The organism is Anabaena sp. WFMT (assembly GCF_051781005.1).
Taxonomy (GTDB): domain Bacteria; phylum Cyanobacteriota; class Cyanobacteriia; order Cyanobacteriales; family Nostocaceae; genus Anabaena.
The window spans coordinates 57,463-77,018 of record NZ_JBPWOA010000021.1; the positions used below are offsets into that span (position 1 = coordinate 57,463).

Annotated in this window: 15 protein-coding genes and 1 pseudogene; 4 read left to right on the forward strand and 12 right to left on the reverse strand. The window is 37.3% G+C overall.

All coding sequences use genetic code 11. The annotated features are described in order from the left end of the window. Window positions 1-192: 192 nt before the first annotated feature. Entirely contained in the window at window positions 193-1,764 is a 1,572-nt protein-coding gene (locus ACSQ6I_RS13890; protein WP_438890906.1) for an ATP-binding protein, read from the reverse strand. Between the two features lie 548 nt (window positions 1,765-2,312). Here ACSQ6I_RS13890 and ACSQ6I_RS13895 point away from each other — a divergent pair. Together ACSQ6I_RS13895 and dprA are read left to right on the forward strand one after the other, a co-directional pair. Beyond that, complete coding sequence (locus ACSQ6I_RS13895) at window positions 2,313-2,969, forward strand: DUF2301 domain-containing membrane protein (RefSeq protein WP_438890907.1); 657 nt, start codon at window positions 2,313-2,315, stop codon at window positions 2,967-2,969. Between the two features lie 99 nt (window positions 2,970-3,068). Further along, window positions 3,069-4,181 (forward strand): DNA-processing protein DprA, encoded by a 1,113-nt coding sequence (dprA, locus tag ACSQ6I_RS13900; protein ID WP_438890908.1) that lies wholly within the window; start codon window positions 3,069-3,071, stop codon window positions 4,179-4,181. A gap of 111 nt (window positions 4,182-4,292) precedes the next feature. On the opposite strand, the gene ACSQ6I_RS13905 is transcribed toward dprA, so the two are convergent. The 5 genes from ACSQ6I_RS13905 to ACSQ6I_RS13925 all read right to left on the reverse strand — a co-directional run bounded on the left by ACSQ6I_RS13905 (window position 4,293) and on the right by ACSQ6I_RS13925 (window position 13,048). After that, complete coding sequence (locus ACSQ6I_RS13905; protein WP_438890909.1) at window positions 4,293-5,822, reverse strand: serine hydrolase; 1,530 nt, start codon at window positions 5,820-5,822, stop codon at window positions 4,293-4,295. 241 nt (window positions 5,823-6,063) lie between these two features. Further along, window positions 6,064-6,798, reverse strand: a complete 735-nt coding sequence (locus tag ACSQ6I_RS13910; protein ID WP_438890910.1) for an RNA methyltransferase — start codon at window positions 6,796-6,798, stop codon at window positions 6,064-6,066. A gap of 227 nt (window positions 6,799-7,025) precedes the next feature. Continuing rightward, complete coding sequence (locus tag ACSQ6I_RS13915) at window positions 7,026-11,369, reverse strand: response regulator (protein ID WP_438890911.1); 4,344 nt, start codon at window positions 11,367-11,369, stop codon at window positions 7,026-7,028. Window positions 11,370-11,415: 46 nt separating this feature from the next. Beyond that, window positions 11,416-12,486: an EAL domain-containing protein gene (locus ACSQ6I_RS13920; protein WP_438890912.1), complete on the reverse strand. Its 1,071-nt coding sequence runs from the start codon at window positions 12,484-12,486 to the stop codon at window positions 11,416-11,418. A 166-nt stretch (window positions 12,487-12,652) separates the two neighbouring features. Next, on the reverse strand, window positions 12,653-13,048 hold the full coding sequence (locus ACSQ6I_RS13925) for a response regulator (protein WP_438890913.1): 396 nt from the start codon (window positions 13,046-13,048) through the stop codon (window positions 12,653-12,655). 312 nt (window positions 13,049-13,360) lie between these two features. Between ACSQ6I_RS13925 and ACSQ6I_RS13930 the strand changes: the two genes are divergently transcribed. Further along, complete coding sequence (locus tag ACSQ6I_RS13930; RefSeq protein ID WP_438890914.1) at window positions 13,361-14,866, forward strand: response regulator; 1,506 nt, start codon at window positions 13,361-13,363, stop codon at window positions 14,864-14,866. 182 nt (window positions 14,867-15,048) lie between these two features. Next, window positions 15,049-16,197 (forward strand): hybrid sensor histidine kinase/response regulator, encoded by a 1,149-nt coding sequence (locus ACSQ6I_RS13935; RefSeq protein ID WP_438890915.1) that lies wholly within the window; start codon window positions 15,049-15,051, stop codon window positions 16,195-16,197. A 43-nt stretch (window positions 16,198-16,240) separates the two neighbouring features. Here ACSQ6I_RS13935 and ACSQ6I_RS13940 read toward each other — a convergent pair whose 3' ends face one another. From ACSQ6I_RS13940 to ACSQ6I_RS13965, 6 genes and pseudogenes are all read right to left on the reverse strand, one after another. Then, window positions 16,241-17,470: a response regulator gene (locus tag ACSQ6I_RS13940; RefSeq protein WP_438890916.1), complete on the reverse strand. Its 1,230-nt coding sequence runs from the start codon at window positions 17,468-17,470 to the stop codon at window positions 16,241-16,243. 312 nt (window positions 17,471-17,782) lie between these two features. Then, window positions 17,783-18,115, reverse strand: a complete 333-nt coding sequence (locus tag ACSQ6I_RS13945) for a low molecular weight protein tyrosine phosphatase family protein (RefSeq protein ID WP_438890917.1) — start codon at window positions 18,113-18,115, stop codon at window positions 17,783-17,785. A gap of 117 nt (window positions 18,116-18,232) precedes the next feature. Beyond that, complete coding sequence (locus ACSQ6I_RS13950; RefSeq protein ID WP_438890918.1) at window positions 18,233-18,469, reverse strand: UPF0175 family protein; 237 nt, start codon at window positions 18,467-18,469, stop codon at window positions 18,233-18,235. Window positions 18,470-18,486: 17 nt separating this feature from the next. Then, window positions 18,487-18,663: a hypothetical protein gene (locus tag ACSQ6I_RS13955; protein ID WP_438890919.1), complete on the reverse strand. Its 177-nt coding sequence runs from the start codon at window positions 18,661-18,663 to the stop codon at window positions 18,487-18,489. Window positions 18,664-18,702: 39 nt separating this feature from the next. Continuing rightward, a pseudogene (locus ACSQ6I_RS13960) lies at window positions 18,703-19,039 on the reverse strand (helix-turn-helix domain-containing protein). Between the two features lie 49 nt (window positions 19,040-19,088). Then, window positions 19,089-19,556: DUF3800 domain-containing protein (locus ACSQ6I_RS13965; protein WP_438890920.1), on the reverse strand; the 468-nt coding region annotated here is incomplete at its 5' end.

Here is a 19,556-nt window from a genome sequence, read left to right on the forward strand (position 1 = left end):
ACTTACTCACTATACAAATTGGAAATGATATGAATCAACGATAATTGGTCATTGCAGGCTTTTGAGACAGCAACAGGTGTAAATGATTGATGAGAATTAGCAGTGAAAGAATAATTAAATTTATAGCAATTCCCATTCAAGTGAGGTGTAAGCAGTAATAATTAAACGCAGATATTTTTGTACTTTATTAGGCTAGGAAATGCTATATATTTTTCTAGAATTATCTATTGAATAAACAATAGGAATTTCTAATTGCACTTCTGTACCTTCTCCAGGAGTAGAACTACAGCGTATTTGACCGTGATGTTCTTCAACAATAATTTTGTAACTAATAGATAATCCTAAACCAGTACCTTTTCCTACTGGCTTAGTTGTAAAAAATGGGTCAAAAATTCTTTGTTGATTTTCTACTGGAATACCAATACCATTATCAGCAATGCAAATTAAGACATAATTATTTTTGATCAATTTAGTAGTAATGGATATTTTAGGATTTATGAGTGATGGGGTTATTTCCAGAAAATCAATAGCATTGGTGATAATATTTAATAGAACCTGATTAAGTTTGGCAGTATAACATTCTACTAATGGGAGAAATTGATCATATTCTTTGACAATTTCAATATTGGGTTGATTTAATTTATAACTCAATCTATTTTGAAGAATTATTAGAATAATATCAATGCTTTCATGTATATCAATTCGCTTAATTTCAGCTTCATTTAAGCGAGAAAAACTTCTTAAAGAAAGTACAATCTGTTGAATACGGATTGTACCATTTTTCATTGATTTTAGTAGTTCTGGTAAATCTGATTGCAGAAAATCTAGATCAATTAGTTGGATAAATTCATCTATTTCTGGTATTGGTTCTAAGTAATGTTTTTGGTAGAGTTCTATCAATTCTAACAGATCTGAAATGTATTTATGAGCGTGATTAATATTAGGTGAAATAAAATTAATAGGATTATTGATTTCATGAGCTATTCCAGCAACCAGTTGTCCCAAACTGGACATTTTTTCTTTTTGGATAAGTTGGAGTTGGGTTGTTTCTAATTGCTTTAGAGTTTCTGCCATTTGAGTATCGCTGTCCGTTAGTTTTTTTAAGCTCTGTGAAAGCAAGATAAAGAAATTAATTAATGCCATTATTAACCCAGTAATCTGAATAATTTGTAACGTATGCGCTCTTTGATTAGCTATATTTTGATGTTCTGTAGTTAGGTCATTCATTAAATTTAATAATTTGATATTATTTGCACTAGAATAAATTACAGCTTCTTTTAATATAGAGGGGGAAATTTGCGTTCCAGACAAAATTATAGGGTTTATTTTTATTTTATATATATTCCAGATTTCTTGAGCTTGAGTAACCAGTTCTTTAGATTTCTCATCTTGCAGTTTTTTAATAAAAACAGGTTTTTCATCACTACCAGTCACAACCTTACTTGAGGAGAATCCAGTTAAAGTTTCATCAAATTTATTAAAAGCTTTTGTTAATTCTTCTTTTGTCTCTGTGGTGGGAAGGTTTAATGTTTGTGCAACCTGTAATTGTAAAAGAGTTTTGGCAATTCTCTGTGATAACATTCTCTGACGACCAGCCAAGTTAATAATTACAGCATCTTCTTGTAATTGAGAGGATATAATGAAATTGGGGATAAGAACTCCTACATCGAAGCTCAGAAATAAGGTAGAAGAAAGTAAAATAATACGATATTTACTTAGCCACAGATTGTATTGGGGTAAGTATTGACTTAATTTTTTCATCATTGTTTTTATATGATCAGTTATGCTTTAAATTAGCAATTTTCCGCACGTTAAAAAATCAAAGCCATTGCTTTAATAACTTCATATATTATTCCTATAGCGTTTCCAAGTGTTAGTAAAAAATACTAGCAGATTCTTCGTCGAAAATACTGAAATATATTTTATTTTAACATTTTTAAATTTGATGATTGTGATTGCCGATCTTGTAGTTCACATTCCACAGATATTAAAGCAGGTTTAATAATTATGAATTTGGAGAACATTAAGCATCACAAGATTTCCTAATAATCATTTCAGATTTTTTAAAATATACAGCACTTCCCAATATTCTGAGGTACAAGAACCCCACCCCCAACCCCCTCCCCGCAAGCGATGAGGGGGCTAGGATGTTACCTCATATAATTGGAAACCGCTGTATTAATATAAGTCGCTTCTGTAGAATGTGGGGTACAGAATTTGTGATTTTGGTTGGGTTGATGAGATTTTGGGAAATCGCCACAAATCATATAGAATGGCTATAGAGGCTAGTTAACAATATCATCTATTGTAATATGACTACACAAACAATGTCTGCACCAGAAGTATATCAAGGCCAGTTTGGCAATTTTACAATTACGGAGAGCGATCGCACAAGTGTGATCATCTATCGTACAGGTTTAATGGTAGCTGCTGTTAGTTTTGCGATCGGTAGCGGGTTAGTTTTATTCTTTCCTCAACCTGCTGCGATTCAAGCAATTACCCCACTCTACACCTGTTTTAGTCTTGCACTAGGTGTCAGTTTGCTAACCATCCATATTTATATGGCATCTCTGCACCGAATCTTACAACTTTTCTGGATAATTGGCAGCATTTCCGCATTTATTTTTGGACATTTTGATAGTCAACCTTTTGCGATTACTGTTTATAACGAACCTCTAACTTTATTCGGAGTTGGTTTTACTTTCGCAGCATTAACAGGGATATTTTTCAAAGAAGGGTTTTGCTTCAATCGTTTAGAAACTAAAATCTTAACACCCCTTGTACCTCTACTTTTATTAGGACATTTAACAGGAATTTTATCAACTCAATCTGAACAGATTTTATTAGGAATTTGGGCAATTTGCTTTCTAGTATTTGCATTGCGAAAAACAGTACAAGCTATTCCCGCAGATATTGGGGATAAATCTGTATTTGATTATTTAAAAAATCAACGATTAGCAAAAATTTAACTCTCTTTACTCTGCGTTCTTTGTGGTTATTTAAAACATAAGCGACAAAAGTAATTAGGCAATAAAAATCCTACGAAATGAAGAAATGAGGGGGAGAATTTGAGAGGAGAAAGTGCATATTGGTTAGCTTGGTCGCAAATCTCTGGTGTCGGACCAGTATTACTGCAAAGATTACAACAACATTTTGGGAATTTAGAAACAGCTTGGAAAGCAAGTGCCAGTGATTTAAGAACAGTAGAAGGTTTTGGATTTCAAACATTAGAAAAAGTTGTCCAACAGAGAACCCGTTTAAACCCTCAACAACTTCTTACCCAACACCAACAAGTAAACCCTAATTTCTGGACACCAGCAGACACAGAATATCCTCAACTGCTGCGAGAAATACCCAGTCCACCTCCATTATTGTACTATCGCGGTGAAGTTGATTTACAAGAAAATTCGGGACAAAAACCCCTAGTAGGAATTGTGGGAACTCGTCAACCTACAGAATATGGAATTAAATGGACTCGTCAAATTAGTACTGCTTTAGCAAAAAATGGTTTTACTGTTGTTTCAGGAATGGCCGAAGGAATAGACACAGAAAGTCATTCAGCAGCAATGAAAGCTGGAGGAAGAACAATAGCGGTTGTGGGAACTGGTGTAGATGTTATTTATCCCCATAAAAATCGAGATTTATATAAAGAAATTTTGACTTCTGGCATAGTAATTAGTGAATATCCATCCAAAACTGCACCTAACCGCACCCATTTTCCGAGAAGAAATCGCATTATTGCTGGTTTAAGTCGTGCAGTATTAGTTATGGAAGCACCGATAAAATCTGGTGCATTAATTACGGCTACTTATGCGAATGAATTTTGTAGAGATGTTTATGCTTTACCGGGAAGAGTTGATGATCAACCATCACAAGGTTGTTTAAAATTAATTAGTCAAGGTGCAGGTATTATTAATCAGCAATTAAGTGAATTATTAACAATGTTGGGAGCAATTCCCCAAATAGATGTAGAGATACCATTAGTTAAATCTGCTCCTTTACCTAATTTATCAGCAGAATTACAACAGGTAATAGATACTCTATCTATTGATGCTTTATCTTTTGATTTTATTGTGCAGAAAACAGGTATGAATGCTGGTTTAGTTTCCAGTTCTTTATTGCAGTTGGAACTCATGGGTTTAGTCTCGCAATTACCAGGAATGCGATATCAAAAACTCTAAGGTGATTGGGTAGTAATTGATAATTATGAATTACTCACACGAACTTTCAACACGAACGAATACACTATTGTTTAATTCTTAATTACGAATTACGAATTACGAATTACGAATTCATTGTGGTGGGTAATATTGTGGAGTTATTGCAGGGGCTGGATAAGTACCCATAGGCGTATTGTTAACCGTTCCGTTAGGTACTAGTGGAGTCATCCCTTGGGGTTGAATAAAGGGTTGAACAGGTTGCTGAAAATTATTTGTAGGCAGATTATTTGTGGGAGTCCGGGGTGTGATAGGAGTTTGGCTAAAGTGTTGGTAAGCGGCACTAGAGATGGAACCAATCAGTTTTTCAGCAGCAGGGTCATTGTTGGGACGTTGTACCATGACAGCAGCTATATAACGCTTGCCGGTGGGGATATCAATTAAACCTGCATCTCCTAACATTGTGCCGATATCACCGGTTTTGTGGTATGACTTTGCTCCTTCTCCTAAGCCGGAAGGTAGGAGATTATTTCTTTGTGTGCGACGCATAATATCAAGCATGATATCGCGCGATCGCATACTCACCATATTTCCCTGATTGAGTGCCGCAATCAAATTCCCCAATTCTCTAGGACTGGTGGTGTTTGTGCCTTGTAAATCTGGGAGTGGAGAGCGAATCATTGTAGTTGCTAATCCCCAACTGCGAAAACGCTCGTTCAGTACCTCTTGACCTCCCAATCGGGTAATGAGCATATTTGTGGCTGTGTTATCACTGATGGTAATCATCTTTGTGGCAACATCAATGGCAGTGTACTGACTACCTATTGTACTCGTCTGTAAAGTTCCAGAACCACCTGCAATCATCTCTTGTTGCAGAGTCAGCATTTCATCCAGACGTATTTTCCCCGCGTCTACATCCTGAAAAAAAGCAATGAGAATTGGTACTTTAATCGTGCTGGCAGCAGAAAAACTAGCAGTACTATTAATATCCACATAAGCCCCAGTATCTAAATCTACCATGAACACCCCAGGTGTCAGATTTGGATTGGCCGCTGCTAAATTCTGCACATCGGTTTTTAAAGGGATAATTTCTTGGGATAAATATAAACTGGCAGCGGTAACTGAGGAATTAGTTGGAGATTGTGTTTGAGATTGCCCTGCGTTAGTCTGAGATGGGGAAGAAGATGTGGTGATGCGATTAGCAGGGTCTAATACTGACAACAGCGTGCCGACAATTGCACCTAAGCCGATGCCCACAATCAACAACCGTAACGTATACAGTATGGTTCTAGCCATTGGCTTTAACCGAGTTTTGCGGGATGCTCGCCTATCTATTTTTGGCTTTCCTTGCTTTGGTACACGCACTGTCTTCAACTTTGCAGTACCCTGTTGTGGCATCTTGCCCTTAGATTTAGGGATGGGTTTAACTGCTGTCGGCATAACTATCTTGGAGCGTGGTCTTCGCCCTTCTGAAGGGAGAGCAGGAGGAATGATATTATTGTTATTAAGCCGTGTTAGCGCCACACTTTCGCCTCTAGCTATCACCTGTTGCTGTTTCTTGACAACGGGTGTTTGTCCAGCCTTTTGGTTTTGGCGTGGACGGCGACGACGCTGTGAAGGTTGCTGTCTTGAGACAGCTATTAGTTTGTCACTTGATTCTGACACTACTCCTCCTTGTGACCCACTCAACTGTTTTGTTTGTAGATGTTCGACCCAAAATTGAATCTTCCTGCACCTTGATATACTCAGATAAACTTCTGGGATTAAGTAGCTTTTTTCTGCTCAGTTTAAGTCATATTAACCTAAGTTGCTAGTTAGGTGATTGGGGACTGGTGATTGGTGATTGGGAAGAAAGAAGTTATGAAAAATTTTCCCCCTTCGACTGCGCTCAGGGCAAGCCTGCACCCTACTTTCTACCTTCTGCCTCCTTTAATGCCCATTCTACTTGTCGTAGAATTCCGCGTAACATAGCAACTTCAGCGGTTTGGATGTGAGCGCGATTATACAAGTGACGGAATTTTTCCATCCTACTAGCTGCTGTATGGGGGTAAAGATAACCTATGGATAATAGCAGAGATTCCAATTCCTGATAGTAAGGTTCCACAATATCCAAAGGTGCAATTTCTGTAGGAGGTATTTTCGGTGTTATAAATATTTCTGCTAATTGTGATAATTCGTAACAACAGATGGAGACAGCTGTAGCTAAATTCAGGGATGGATAGATGGGACTTGTGGGAATGAAAACTAACTTTTGGGCATAATTTATTTCTTCATTGCTTAGTCCTCGGTCTTCTCTGCCAAAAATCAAGGCTACTGGCTTTTCTGGTTCTTCTAATAGCCAGGGTAGGGTAGTGCGGGGGTTTTCTAGGGGGATTTCTCCACTGTAATCACGGCCTATGGTAGCGATCGCTCGCACGCATCCTTGCAATGCTTGTGGTAATGTGTCTACTATGACCGCAGATTCTAAAATTTCTTTAGCATGGACTGCCATTTTTAGAGCATCATCAGAAGAGCGATCGCACTGCGGATTCACTAATACTAGGTTAGATAACCCAAAATTTTTCATTACCCTAGCAATTGAGCCTAAATTCAAGGGTCCTGCTGGTTCCACCAACACAATTCTGATTCTAGCCAAACCCATATTTACTCCTCCTGCTAAATGAGTATTGAGTACCGAGTACCGAGTACTGAGTAACGAGTACTCGGTAAGAATTTTCTCTACCTACTTCTGCCACCTGCATCCTACTCGACACATAACTGTACAATCTTCTCAAAATGAAAGTCATGCACTAAATTAGTGAGAGCTTTGGCCAGAGAGTACCGAGTACTGGGTAAGAATTTTCTCTACCTACTTCTGCCACCTGCATCCTACTCGACACATAACTGTACAATCTTCTCAAAATGAAAGTCATGCACTAAATTAGTGAGAGCTTTGGCCAGATTGCTATGTAATTCAGGGATTTGATTGATTAATTCAACAGTTTGACGTTTACTACATCGACCAGCAGATCCATGTAGTTGAGTAATCCATTCCCCAGGCATTACCTGTAAAGATGAAGGAGTAAGGATAAAAGATGAAGATCGTTCTGTTTCTCTTTCTATATTTTCCGTCTTTTCCTCGTAGGTGTAGTTAACACCTAAATGTTCTGCCAGTTTATTCAACAGAAATTCTTCTCGAAATGGCTTGTGAATGAAATCGTCGCAACCTATAGACAAGATATAAGTCCGCTGTTCTTCAAAAGCACTAGCAGTCAAAGCAATAATTTTGGTTTGGTGTTGAACAGCAGCTAAATTGTCTATTTCCCCTGCCCGAATCTGTCGTGTAGCTTCATAACCATCCATGATAGGCATTTGCATATCCATCAGAATTAGATGGGGTTGGTAACGCTGCCAAAGTTCTAATCCTTCTTGTCCATTTTCCGCTGTATACACCTCAAACCCCAGTGGACTAAGCATCTCTACTAAAAGTTTTTTGCTCTCCCATTGGTTTTCCACAATTAATAATCGGTAAGCGGGTTGATTAGGAGCCAAGTGAATCACTCGATGATTAGATAATGGAGCAGGAATATCTACTTTTTCTGCACAATCAACCTTGATGTGGAATTGAAATACACTCCCCACACCCACAACACTTTCAACCGTAATCTCTCCTCCCATCAGCTTGACAAATTTTTGGCTAATGGCTAATCCTAGTCCTGTTCCTTCATGGGAATGAGCGGTTTTGGTTTGCACAAAAGGAGTAAATAACCGCTGTATTTCCTCTGGTGCAATGCCGGGACCAGTATCTTTGATCTTAAATATTAGAAAATTAGAAACCTGCTCTTGATGATCTTGACTTTCTCCTGTGCTGACGCATAGGTTTACTTGCCCTTTTTGAGTAAACTTAATTGCATTCCCCAGCAAATTTAGTAGAACCTGGCGTAATTTAACTTCATCAGTTTTGATATATTGGGGAATATCTGGAGTGCGCTCAAAGATGAGTGTTAATTGCTTTGAGGTAGCTTTTAAGCGTAACAAATATTCTAGATTATTGAGTAGGTAATATAGATCAAAACTAGTTGTATTGAGTTGGATTCTACCAGCTTCAACCTTGGACATTTCCAACACGTCATTGATCAGTTCTAGTAGGTGTTGCCCACTGCTGTTAATGATGTTAAGATGTTCCTGATGTGTTTGATGCAGGGATATATCACGGCTCATTACTTGAGTGAACCCCATGATGGCATTAAGTGGAGTTCGCAATTCGTGGCTCATGTTGGCCAAAAATTCGCTCTTGGCTCGGTTAGCTGATTCGGCTGCATCTCTGGCTTTTTCTAGTTCTACTGATTGGTGTTGAATTTGAGCAAATAACTCTGCTTGATGGAGGGCTATTCCTAGCTGTTGACCAATGTTAATGACAAGATTGATTTCATTTGATTTCCACGGACGGGGAGCAGAGTTTTGATAAACTGCCAAGAGTCCCCATAACTTACCAGACTGAAAAATTGGGACAATGATATAGGATTTAGCTTGGAATCTTTCTAAAAGTTGAAGATAACAATCTTTAAATCCTGCCTTGTATATATCTTCTACAACTCGATAACTTGTGCCTTGATTATAAATACCATCTTTCTTTTCTTGGATATAAGTATCTGTACAGAATTTATAGTTAGCAGTATTATTATTTTGGGCTGATCTGTCTAACTTTCTTCTCTCAAACTTTCTGATAGAACATTGCTCATTCAAAATGAGATTTTCTGCAAATTTGGGATGATTATTGTGTTGTGGTAGCAAAGAAATCCATCCATCACCAACAGATTCATCTACAAATTCACCACTCCAGTCAGAATGGAATTGGTAAATAGCTACGCGATCGCATTTCAAAAGATTTCGCAATTCTACCGTAGTTGTATGGAAGATTTTAGAAATATCTAAAGTCTGTCGCATCCGTTCCACTACTCGCAGGTTTGCCCGTTGCTGTTCTATACTTTCTTGCAAAGCATTTTCAAATAATTGCCTCTCTAGCTCTGCTCCTGCACGGGCTGCAAAAATTCTGACAATCAGTTCTGTGGTTTGGTTGTTAATCATTGGCTTGGTGTCCAATACCTTCAAATATCCCACAATTTTTCCCATTGAATCATTGAGTGGGATAGCCAAGTAGCTTTCAACTTCTAACTCGATTAGATGTTGATGGTGAGGAAAAAACGACTGGATGCTATGGGGATAGAAAACGACTTCTCCAGATAATATTTGTTGACAAGGCGTTTCTGCTAAGTCGTACTCAAAGTTTTCACCAAAGTCTTCTCCTGCCCAGAATGCTAGTGTACAAGCCCGCATTTTTGCAGAATCTATAAATCGGGTTACAAAAGCATAGCGAACTTGTAAAACTTCTGCTAGGTAACGTACCAGTGAACGAAAAAATTGACTTCCTGTTTTTGAAGCTGTACCTTCAACTATTAGCTGTAAGGCTGTTTGCTGGCGTTTGCTTTCAGTGATATCTTCAGAAATACCCAGTAGATACTGTGGATTTCCAGTTTCATCAAGAATAGGGATTTTCTTAGTATGCAGGGTTCTGATTCCCTGATATCTGGTGTGAATAGTTTCTTCGGGAATGTCTAAAATGTTTTTGTTGGCTAAAACTTCCCGATCTTTGGCAATAAAAAAATCTGCTTCTGTTTGGGGGAAAAGGTCTTCGTCGTTTTTACCCGTTAATTCTTCTCTGGTATGGCCTAGTAGTTCTTCACCTGCTTTGTTAAGCCTGACAAACTTGAGATCCTTAGCATCCTTGACAAAGATCATATCGGGAATATTTTCGATGATAGAATCTAGGAATGCTTGAGTTTGTCTGATTTCTTCTTCTTGGTATTTGCGATCAGCTTCAAGCCTCGCCTTTTCGCTAATATCTGTATGGCAACAAATAAATCTAATTGGCTTACCATCTTGATTCCAAAGTGCCTGACCGCGTACCAAAATCCACTTGTAACTATCATCTCTGCACAACATCCGATACTCTTGTATGAGGTTGGGAGTTTCCCGATTCATATGAGCGCGATTTGCCTGAATTACCCCTTTGAGATCATCTGGATGAATGCGTTTGATCCATTCGTTAATATCATTAGCAATTTCTTCTTCTTCATAGCCCAATATTTCTTTCCAGCGAGCCGAGTAAAAGACTTCAGCTGTCTGTAAATTCAAATCATAAATACCATCTTTACTAGCTTGAATTGCTAATTGCCAGCGTTCCTCACTTTGTCTTAATTCTTCTTCTGCCTGCTGGCGTTTCTTCTCTGTTTGATGAGCGCTGATAAACTTACCAATACTTTGAGCCATCAATTCAATAATTTCTTTTTCGTGACTCTCAAATTTATCAGGTCTGGTATCAGTAGAAAAAAAGCAAAGCGTACCATAAATATGTCCATCTACCCATATAGGAGTGCCAATGTAGGACTCTATTTTTAGGCTTTGGTATAGTGGATGGCAACGCATCTCTGGGATTTCTCCTACATGGTGGAAGGTAACAGTTTGCTGTTGCTCAAACACTTTTCCACAATAAGCATCTGATAACTTAATTTCTAGCCCAGGAACCAAGCTGCTTAAGTCAGATTGCACAGCCAAAAATGAATAAGTTTGATTGTTGATCTGACCAATTGCTCCTGCTGAAAATCGTAGAACTTGACAACCTGTATTTAAATAATCTAAAAATAGTTTTTCAACATTACTAAAATCGGTCATGTTGATTCGATGTAACTGCTTTAAACTAGAACTAAAATCAGCCAGTGCTTGGGTTTTTTGCAGTAATTCTTCATTCTGCTCGACTAACTGATTTTGTAAGCGCTGAATTCGGAGTTGATTTTCAATCCTGGCAATTACTTCCTCAGCTTGAAAGGGTTTGCTAATATAATCTGCACCACCCATTCCAAATGCTTTTACTTTATCTAAAGGCTCATCAAGGGCGCTAATAAAAATTATAGGTATGTCACGGCTATATTCATTTGCTTTTAGCCTTTTACAAACCTCATAGCCATCCATATCGTTCATCATAATATCCAGCAAAATCAAATCGGGCAACTTGGCCTGAACTGACCTCAGTGCTATATCGGCATCTAATGCAGACCGCACTTTATAACCATAATTAGTAAGTACCTTCGAGAGCAGAACTAAATTTACTGGACTATCATCAACCACCAAGATATTTGCTAGGGATTGAGAGTGTTGCTGCTGGTTCATATTCATTTTACGGGTAAACAAGCGATCGCTTGCCCTAGCGGAAGCGTATCCATTAGCTGACGGCTGTAGGCTGATTAAATAACAAATCTACGATCTCATGATTTTCTAAGGGCTTGGCAAAGAAATATCCCTGTCCCTGATTACAACCGATTAACTGAAGCTTGTTCATTTGTTCAACTGTTTCTACCCCCTCGGCAATCACCTCAAGTCCTAAGTTATGTGCTAGGTTGGCGATCGCTTGGACTATGTGGTTTCCGCTGGAACAATCCAACTTCTGCACAAAAGAACGATCTATCTTTAAGACATCTAATGGCAGTTCATAAAGTCGGCTCAGGGAAGAATAACCTGTACCAAAATCATCTATATACAACCGCACTCCTAAATTCTGTAAGTCCTCTAAAGTTTTATTAGCATTTACCTGGCTGTCAATTATAGCACTCTCAGTAATTTCCAATACTAAGTTCTGAGGCTGTAAACCAGTTTCCTGTAAAACTTGCTTAACTTGTTCTACTAAAAGAGGAAGTGCTAACTGTTTACTAGAAACATTCACGCTCACTGTCAGGGAGTTAAAAAGCTCAGGAAACTGCTGTTGCCAGGTGCAAAGTTGACAGCAAGCCTCTTGTAAAACCCAAAAGCCTATGTCAATAATCAAGCCTTTTTCCTCAGCTAGAGGAATAAATTTGTCAGGATATATTATTCCCCAAGTAGGGTGTTGCCAGCGAATCAAAGCTTCAAAACCGCTAATTTGATTGTTTTTCAGGGAAACTATTGGCTGATAGCACAGCTTAAACTCATTGCGAGTCAATGCCATTTTTAGATCTCGCTCCAACCGCAAATGAGCAAGTTCTGCCGATGAAAGGAAGAGAGTTTGAGCTTCTGGCTCTCGTTCGATAGCATTCGTGAGCCGCATCAGCCTCTCTGCATTATTAGTAGCAATCTCTACCATCCGCAATTCCTGCTGCGAAAGATTGCCTAGCTTGCCTGAACTTAAGAGATCCAGCGCCACCTGAATTACCGTCAACGGGGTACGCAACTCATGACTGATGCCCAAGAAATTTTCATCGTTAATTTCTAGATTAGCAGCACCATCAAAATGTATATTTGAAGCTAGGCTATTTGTCATAATTCCTACTCTGTATTAGTCAAGTAATTAAGTTATTAATTAAAAATTGTATTGCTAGATTGTGGAAAATTCGTGGATGTACATCAAATCGGCTACAGGAAGAGAGTAAATTACGTACTGGACAAAACCCTCACCACAACATTACCTAAATTATTTATTTTTTGGATTACTCCACAATACTTCCATTACTCCAACCAAGAGCTAGTAATAACTTTTCAGCTAATTGAGCCGGCTTAAAGGGTTTAGCAATCAGCGCTCGAACACCCAAATTCGCAAAAAGACGTTGATCAGATGCCTGTACTTTGGCAGTTAGCAAAATAACCGGAATATTCTGAGTTAATGGATTTGACTGGAGTTTCTGAAATGTCTTGACCCCATCGAGATCTGGTAACATCACATCCAGCAAAATTGCATCAGGCTGTTCCGTCTCAGCTTTGTGTATTCCCTCATGGCTGGTTCTGGCTAAGATAACTTTTAATCCTGCCATAATTTCTAGACTGATTTTCGCAACCTCCCGGATATCATCTTCATCATCAATCACCAAAACTGTTTTTCTTTTCATCTCAACCTCCTAGAAAACCACCACTTACCCGTAGGGCAGTGTACATCTGCTAGATTATGACTTGGCAGAGATAATATCCAATAAAAATAGATAATCTTCACTTTTTCTAATACTCCGAAATCTTGATAATCAATATAGGCAGCAAATATCATATTATGAGTCTACTCCAATTTGTAGGTATTGAACCAGGAATCAACCAAGTATCAACCAAAATATCTAGTAATATTACTTAAGTTTTAAATTGATTATAGATATAAAATTTAACTTAAAGAGATAAATTGTGAGGATATACAGGAGCTGAAGATTAACGCTATGAGGATTCTACTGGTAGATGATGATGAAACTGTAGTAAAACTTTTAACTGATGTGCTACAGAAACAGAATTATGTTGTAGATATAGCCAGTGATGGTGAGACTGGTTGGGAGTTCATAGAAAGCTTTCAGTATGATCTAGTATTGTTAGATGTGATGCTTCCTAAGCTTGATGGCATCAGCTTTTGTCGTCGTTTGAGAGAGATGAAAAATCCAGTTTTGGTAATGCTATTGACTGCTTGTGATACTACAAGTGATAAGCTTATGGGGCTAGATAGCGGAGCAGATGATTATGTTGTCAAGCCATTTAATGTTGAGGAACTTGCTGCCCGTATCCGTGCCTTAATCCGTAGAGGAAGTTCATCTAGTTCTGTGGTACTCATATGTGGTGAATTACGCCTTGATCCAAATCTGCATGAAGTGACTTATGGGTCACAGTTACTGAAGTTTAGCCGCAAAGAGTATCTTTTAGTAGAGTTGTTTTTTCGCAATCAAAAACGGGTTTACAGTTGCGGAGATATTGTTAATCACCTGTGGGCATTTGATGACGAACTACCCAATGAATCTACAGTTAGATCCCACATTAAGAATATTCGCCGTGAATTAAAAGCAGTTGGTGCGGGTGATTTCCTGGAAACGGTATATGGGCAGGGATACCGAATTAATGCTGCTTTCCTTGCCGCGAAAAATGATCAATTAGTTGTCAATTCGGCTAAACAAGAAACTTTAGATAACTCTATTGTCGAAATATGGAAGCAGACAAAAAACTTAACTTTTGAACGTCTGATCGCTTTGGAACAATTTATATCCACTCTAGTAGTTGGTCTATTTGATGAAAACTCACACCAAAAAGCAATTCAAAATGCCCATAAGCTCGTGGGATCTCTGGGTATGTTTGGCTTTGAACAGGGGAGTAATTTAGCTCGACAAATAGAAATTTTCTTGGAGTCGGATTTTAAATCTCTATCGCACTTTAGTGTAGTTTACCAACAAAAAATTGCTCAGAAATTAGAACCGTTAGTGATTGCTTTGCGTCAGGAAATTGAAGGTTCTGCTAAAGAGCTAATTAATGTAACTAATATAGGTGAAGAAGCTGAGTTATTTAAACCAATCAATGCCACAATTCTAGCCGTTGATGATGATCCACAAATTCTGATGACCTTAAGAATATTATTGGAACCTTTGGGAGTGAAGCTAACTTGTTTAGGAAATCCAGAAAATTTCTGGGAAACTTTAATATCTACTTATCCAGATTTTCTGATTCTTGATATTAATATGCCTAGTGGAACTGAAGGGTTGGATTTGTGTCGGGATGTACGTCAAAATCATGACTGGAATTGGCTACCAATCTTATTCCTGACTAGCTGTGCTGATGCAGAAACTTTGCAAAAAGCCTTTATTAATGGAGCAGATGATTACCTAACCAAGCCAATTGTCCCTAAGGAACTCTTTACCCGAATTATCAATCGTCTCCAACGCATCCGAATACTCAGAAATCAGATGTGATATCATCATGTTCGTTTGTTACATTTAATATACTTATTTGGGCTGGTAATAGAGAAGAGAAATTATCAAAGAGACTAGGTTGATTATAAAGTAATTATCTAACATTTGATATGAAATACTAATTTACATATTTTTTTAAGCAAATAAAATATAATTTATGTACTTCTAAGCTCGCTTTAATTATGAATAATTTTCAGCCATATCCCTGTAAAGCTAACATACTAATAGTTGATGACACGCCAAACAACCTACATTTGCTCTCCAGTATGCTGGAAGAACAGGGGTATGAGGTACGTTGCGCTAATAGCGGTGCGATCGCACTCAAGGCAGTAGAAATCGAGCATCCAGATATCATATTGTTAGACATCAATATGCCCAATATGAATGGCTATGAAGTCTGTGAGCGTTTAAAATTAGATAAACATACTCAAGCCATCCCAGTAATTTTTCTCAGCGCCCTCAGTGAAACAATAGATAAGGTTAAAGCCTTTAAAATAGGAGGGATAGATTATATTACCAAACCTTTTCAGTTAGAAGAAGTCCTGGCTCGAATCGAGACTCAGTTAAGCTTGAGACAAATGCAAATAGAACTGCAAAAAGCAAAGGATCAAGCTCTTAAAGCTTTAGAACAAGAGCAAGAACTCAATCGGCTTAAATCAGAATTTGTCTCGATGATTTCCCATGACTTTCGTAATCCACTCACTAGTATTCAAGGTTTTGCCGGGTTACTGGAATGTGGTGGTAAAGTTCCTACTCCGGAAACACTCAACCGTTACATTGACAAGATTAACAATGCTGTTGACCAACTACTTGCGTTGCTAGATGAGATACTTCTCATTGGGAAAATAGAAGTAGGTAAAATGCAGTATGAACCTGTAGTAGTTGACTTAGAAAATTTTTGCAAAGAACTCATTGATAGCCTGCAATATAGTTTGGGTAATCAACATCAAATCTGTTTTAATTACACTGGCAATTCTACAAAAGCAGAGATGGATTTAATACTACTCCAACGTATCCTTACCAACTTACTTTCCAACGCCATCAAGTATTCCCCTTCTAGATCGGAAATTTATTTGGATTTGGAATGTCAGAATCATGTTGTTATCTTCAAAGTACGTGATCAAGGAATGGGAATTCCCTTAGAAAATCAATCACACTTGTTTGAAGCATTTTACCGCTGTAATAATGTAGGTAACATCAAAGGAACAGGTTTAGGACTAGCAATTGTCAAAAAATGTGTTGAAGTTTATCAAGGAAATATTTCATTGGAGAGTCAAGAGAACTTAGGCACAACATTTACTGTATCCTTACCTCGCTATGCTCAGAGTTAGTTTTAATATCACTATAGAAATCCGGCTTGAGAGCAATTCTGTATTAACTAGATGGGCATAAAGATTGGTCATTTACAGAAGGGAGGAAGCAGGAATTGGATAGATGCACATTTTTTGGTGCAGTGCTTAAATATTTATCTACTATGCTCCAAATTTTATCGATTGATATAGGTTTATTAATAAAATCTGTAGCACCAAATACCTTAGCTCTAGCTCTATCAAAAGCACCATTACTTCCTGTTAAAATAGCTAGTGGTGTGTTGGCAAAAGCAGAAGTACGTCGCAAACTAGTGCAAAGTTCGTAACCATTCATACCTGGCATCATCAAATCTAAGAAAATCAAGTCTGGTTTATTTTGAATCAGAATCGGTAAAGCTTGCAGAGGATCTTGAATCTTGAGAAACCTCATTCCGTTTGAGGTAATAATGCGCTCTAGAATTTGACAAACTTGAGGGCTATCATCTACACAAGCAACAAGAGGTATATTCCCACTATTAATATGTGTAATCATATGGCTATTTTTAACTCTTGCAACTGCTAATGGTAGATCAGGAACTTCTACAAGTTTTGTGATTCCTTGCTGAATATAGGGCAGTAATGAACGGGAAACTGATAATACACTCTGTTTCATTTTGACCGCTAAATCCCACAGAGTATGTTTACCGTTGATTAAATTCTCAAAGTTTTTGTAGACATTTGGACTTACTTGCTGCCGGAGTTTTTCTGGTTTTAGTAGAACTGGTGCCAAATCAGGAGATAAGCTTGCTAAACCAGCTTTTGACCAATTATTCCAGCAGTTTTGCATTTGCTGGAGAAACATATTTGCACTAATGGAACTAATTGGTGCTTCTAGTATTACTTCTTGATTGCGTTCGCAAACAAAAGAGTTAAAATTTAGGTGTTGAACTAAATCAAATAAAAGTTCTGATATAGTGCTTTCGGCAATAGCATTAATTTGATTTAGTTGGATTTTTTGAGCTTGGTGTAAATTTTCAAGCAGTTGATAATCCCAGTAATGTAGTGACGTATCTTCAGAGCTTAAAGATAATTTGTTAGTATCAATCTGAGGGCAGAATTGAGCGATGTTTCTACGTAATCGGCGAGAGGGGTGAATCCCTCCTGTTGCCCAAACTAACTGTCCCAGACTGTAATAGAAAATCCAACTTTTTCCTTGTAAGGTTTGAATTTTTAACTGTCCGTTATATTGCAGTTGTGTACAAATTTGAAATTCTTGAAAGAGTAGTTTAGTTTCCATAGATTTTAGATTATTCATAGCTATATTTAGAAGTTATTTTTACATAATTTTTGGATGAACTCAGGAGAAGGAGAAGCACTGATAGTTTTGCCACAGGCATCGTCCTATCACCCTGATGCTTCTAAATTTAGACAATTATTGTGCAAAACTTGTGGAGGAAATTTATGTATTTCTGCCAGAAATAAATATTTTTATGTATAAGTATATACGAATATATAGCAGTATAGAATTTAGTTGAGTGATTTGCTGCTGCTAGTGGGTAAAATATCGGGATTGCAATGCTTATGAGTATCGTCTTATCAAGCAGCAAAGGGGCTTTCAGTAGATATCTCAACTAAATGTTCCCAATAGCGGCAGAACTTTCTGCTGTAACAACTCAATTAAAGCAAGTTCCATATATTCATACTCATCGGGAATGTCTAAGCAGATCACCCTTTTACCCTTGAGAAAAGGCTGAAAGTTCTTAGATAGCTTGCTTTTGTGGGATTTTTCCATAACAAAAATAATATCAGCCCAGGTAATAGATTCTGTGGAAACTGGGTTTTCGGCTGTTCTGTCCAAACCAGCAGATTCTACCTCTAGTCCTGGATATTCTGAAAACACAGCTTCAGCGGTAGGACTACGTAATTTATTTTGGCTACAGAGGAATAATAGCTTTTTCATTTATATAGCAATTACTATTCAAATAAGGTGCAAGCTGTAATATTTAAACGCAGATGGACGCAGATAAATGCAGATGATTTTGTACTTCATCAGACTAGGAAACGCTATATCAATTAGTTAGGATTCAGTAATAGTCTTGACATCTTCCAGTAAATCAACTTCAGTATAATGACGTTGAATTTTCCTGTTTCCTAAAAGCTGCTGAAATTCCCAAACAGACAAATTAGCTAAACGTCGCGCTTGACCAAAGGTAAAGATATTTTGATCATACAATTGTAAAGCTAATTCTTTACGAATAGCTTGCTCACCTTCGTTAATTGAATCAGATGATAATTGTAAATTAATGGAACTCATAATATGTTACTATATGTTTAGTATTGATCTAATTCTAAAAAAACTTCTTCAGCATTCCAAACTAAATCTTCATCGGATAAAGGTGGAAATTCTATATTTGTAACCCGTTTCAAAATCTCCACAGCTATTTCTAGTCTTGCTGATTCTGGTAAGCTATCAAATGTGTTTAATAATTCTTTCACTAAAGTAGTCATATATTTTTTCCTTGGATTTTGACTTATAAGAAGCACAAATTAAACTACAGTTATCCGTGCATCATCTCTAGATTTAGGTTTGACTGTAATTTCTACATCAATTCCGAATACCCAATATATTGAGAAATCTAAACATTCTTTCCAGAGAAAAACCTGTAAGTCTTCCTCTCATTAAAGCAGAAACTTTTGGTTGATAAATTCCTAATAATTCAGCCGCTTCAGCTTGGGTAATATGACGTGTAGTGATAGCATTACTAATTTTACGAGCTAATTCTGCTTTTACTAGCATTTCATCTGGGTTGGGTAAATCTAAATCAGCAAATACGTTACCGCTACTGCTTGTTATTTCAATATTTTCTGTATTGTAATTGTGCATCTACTTTAATCACTCAATTACAGCGATTTGCATATTCATTTCTTGAAATTTATTGCAGGATATGTAATCCATGAACTATACCACCTTCAGAATCAAACCTTTGCTGAATAATGGAAAAAAATCTGCTATCTCCCTTTTCAAAATTTCTGAAAATGGCGTAAGCGAGTATATCAGCAAGTTGAATTAATCTCGAAGCTTTTGAATCTAAAAATAATGGTACTTCAGAAAAATTTCTGATTACACCCCAACTGTAGCCAATAGTTCTAAAATCAGTTGCTAAAGATTGAATAGTTGTTTCATAAGTAGATTTATCGAAAATGATAATACCTCTCTGTGTGTTATCGTTTTTATGAAGCCTGATCAAATATCTATCAAATCTACTAGCAAGTTGTTCAAATGCAACTTCAACAGGGTCTTTTGGTGATACTAAAGTCTTTTTAATAACACTTGCAAATAGTCGGTTACTGGGGTGTGACTGTAAAAAAACCTGCAAAATATCTTCAATAGCTTTTTCTCT

Bases quoted from the DNA above. Each gene is read 5' to 3' on its own strand.
- ACSQ6I_RS13890 (WP_438890906.1), bottom strand. From the start codon at position 1,764: ATGATGAAAAAATTAAGTCAATACTTACCCCAATACAATCTGTGGCTA.
- ACSQ6I_RS13895 (WP_438890907.1), top strand. From the start codon at position 2,313: ATGACTACACAAACAATGTCTGCACCAGAAGTATATCAAGGCCAGTTT.
- ACSQ6I_RS13910 (WP_438890910.1), bottom strand. From the start codon at position 6,798: ATGGGTTTGGCTAGAATCAGAATTGTGTTGGTGGAACCAGCAGGACCC.
- ACSQ6I_RS13915 (WP_438890911.1), bottom strand. From the start codon at position 11,369: ATGAATATGAACCAGCAGCAACACTCTCAATCCCTAGCAAATATCTTG.
- ACSQ6I_RS13920 (WP_438890912.1), bottom strand. From the start codon at position 12,486: ATGACAAATAGCCTAGCTTCAAATATACATTTTGATGGTGCTGCTAAT.
- ACSQ6I_RS13925 (WP_438890913.1), bottom strand. From the start codon at position 13,048: ATGAAAAGAAAAACAGTTTTGGTGATTGATGATGAAGATGATATCCGG.
- ACSQ6I_RS13930 (WP_438890914.1), top strand. From the start codon at position 13,361: ATGAGGATTCTACTGGTAGATGATGATGAAACTGTAGTAAAACTTTTA.
- ACSQ6I_RS13935 (WP_438890915.1), top strand. From the start codon at position 15,049: ATGAATAATTTTCAGCCATATCCCTGTAAAGCTAACATACTAATAGTT.
- ACSQ6I_RS13940 (WP_438890916.1), bottom strand. From the start codon at position 17,470: ATGAATAATCTAAAATCTATGGAAACTAAACTACTCTTTCAAGAATTT.
- ACSQ6I_RS13945 (WP_438890917.1), bottom strand. From the start codon at position 18,115: ATGAAAAAGCTATTATTCCTCTGTAGCCAAAATAAATTACGTAGTCCT.
- ACSQ6I_RS13950 (WP_438890918.1), bottom strand. From the start codon at position 18,469: ATGAGTTCCATTAATTTACAATTATCATCTGATTCAATTAACGAAGGT.
- ACSQ6I_RS13955 (WP_438890919.1), bottom strand. From the start codon at position 18,663: ATGACTACTTTAGTGAAAGAATTATTAAACACATTTGATAGCTTACCA.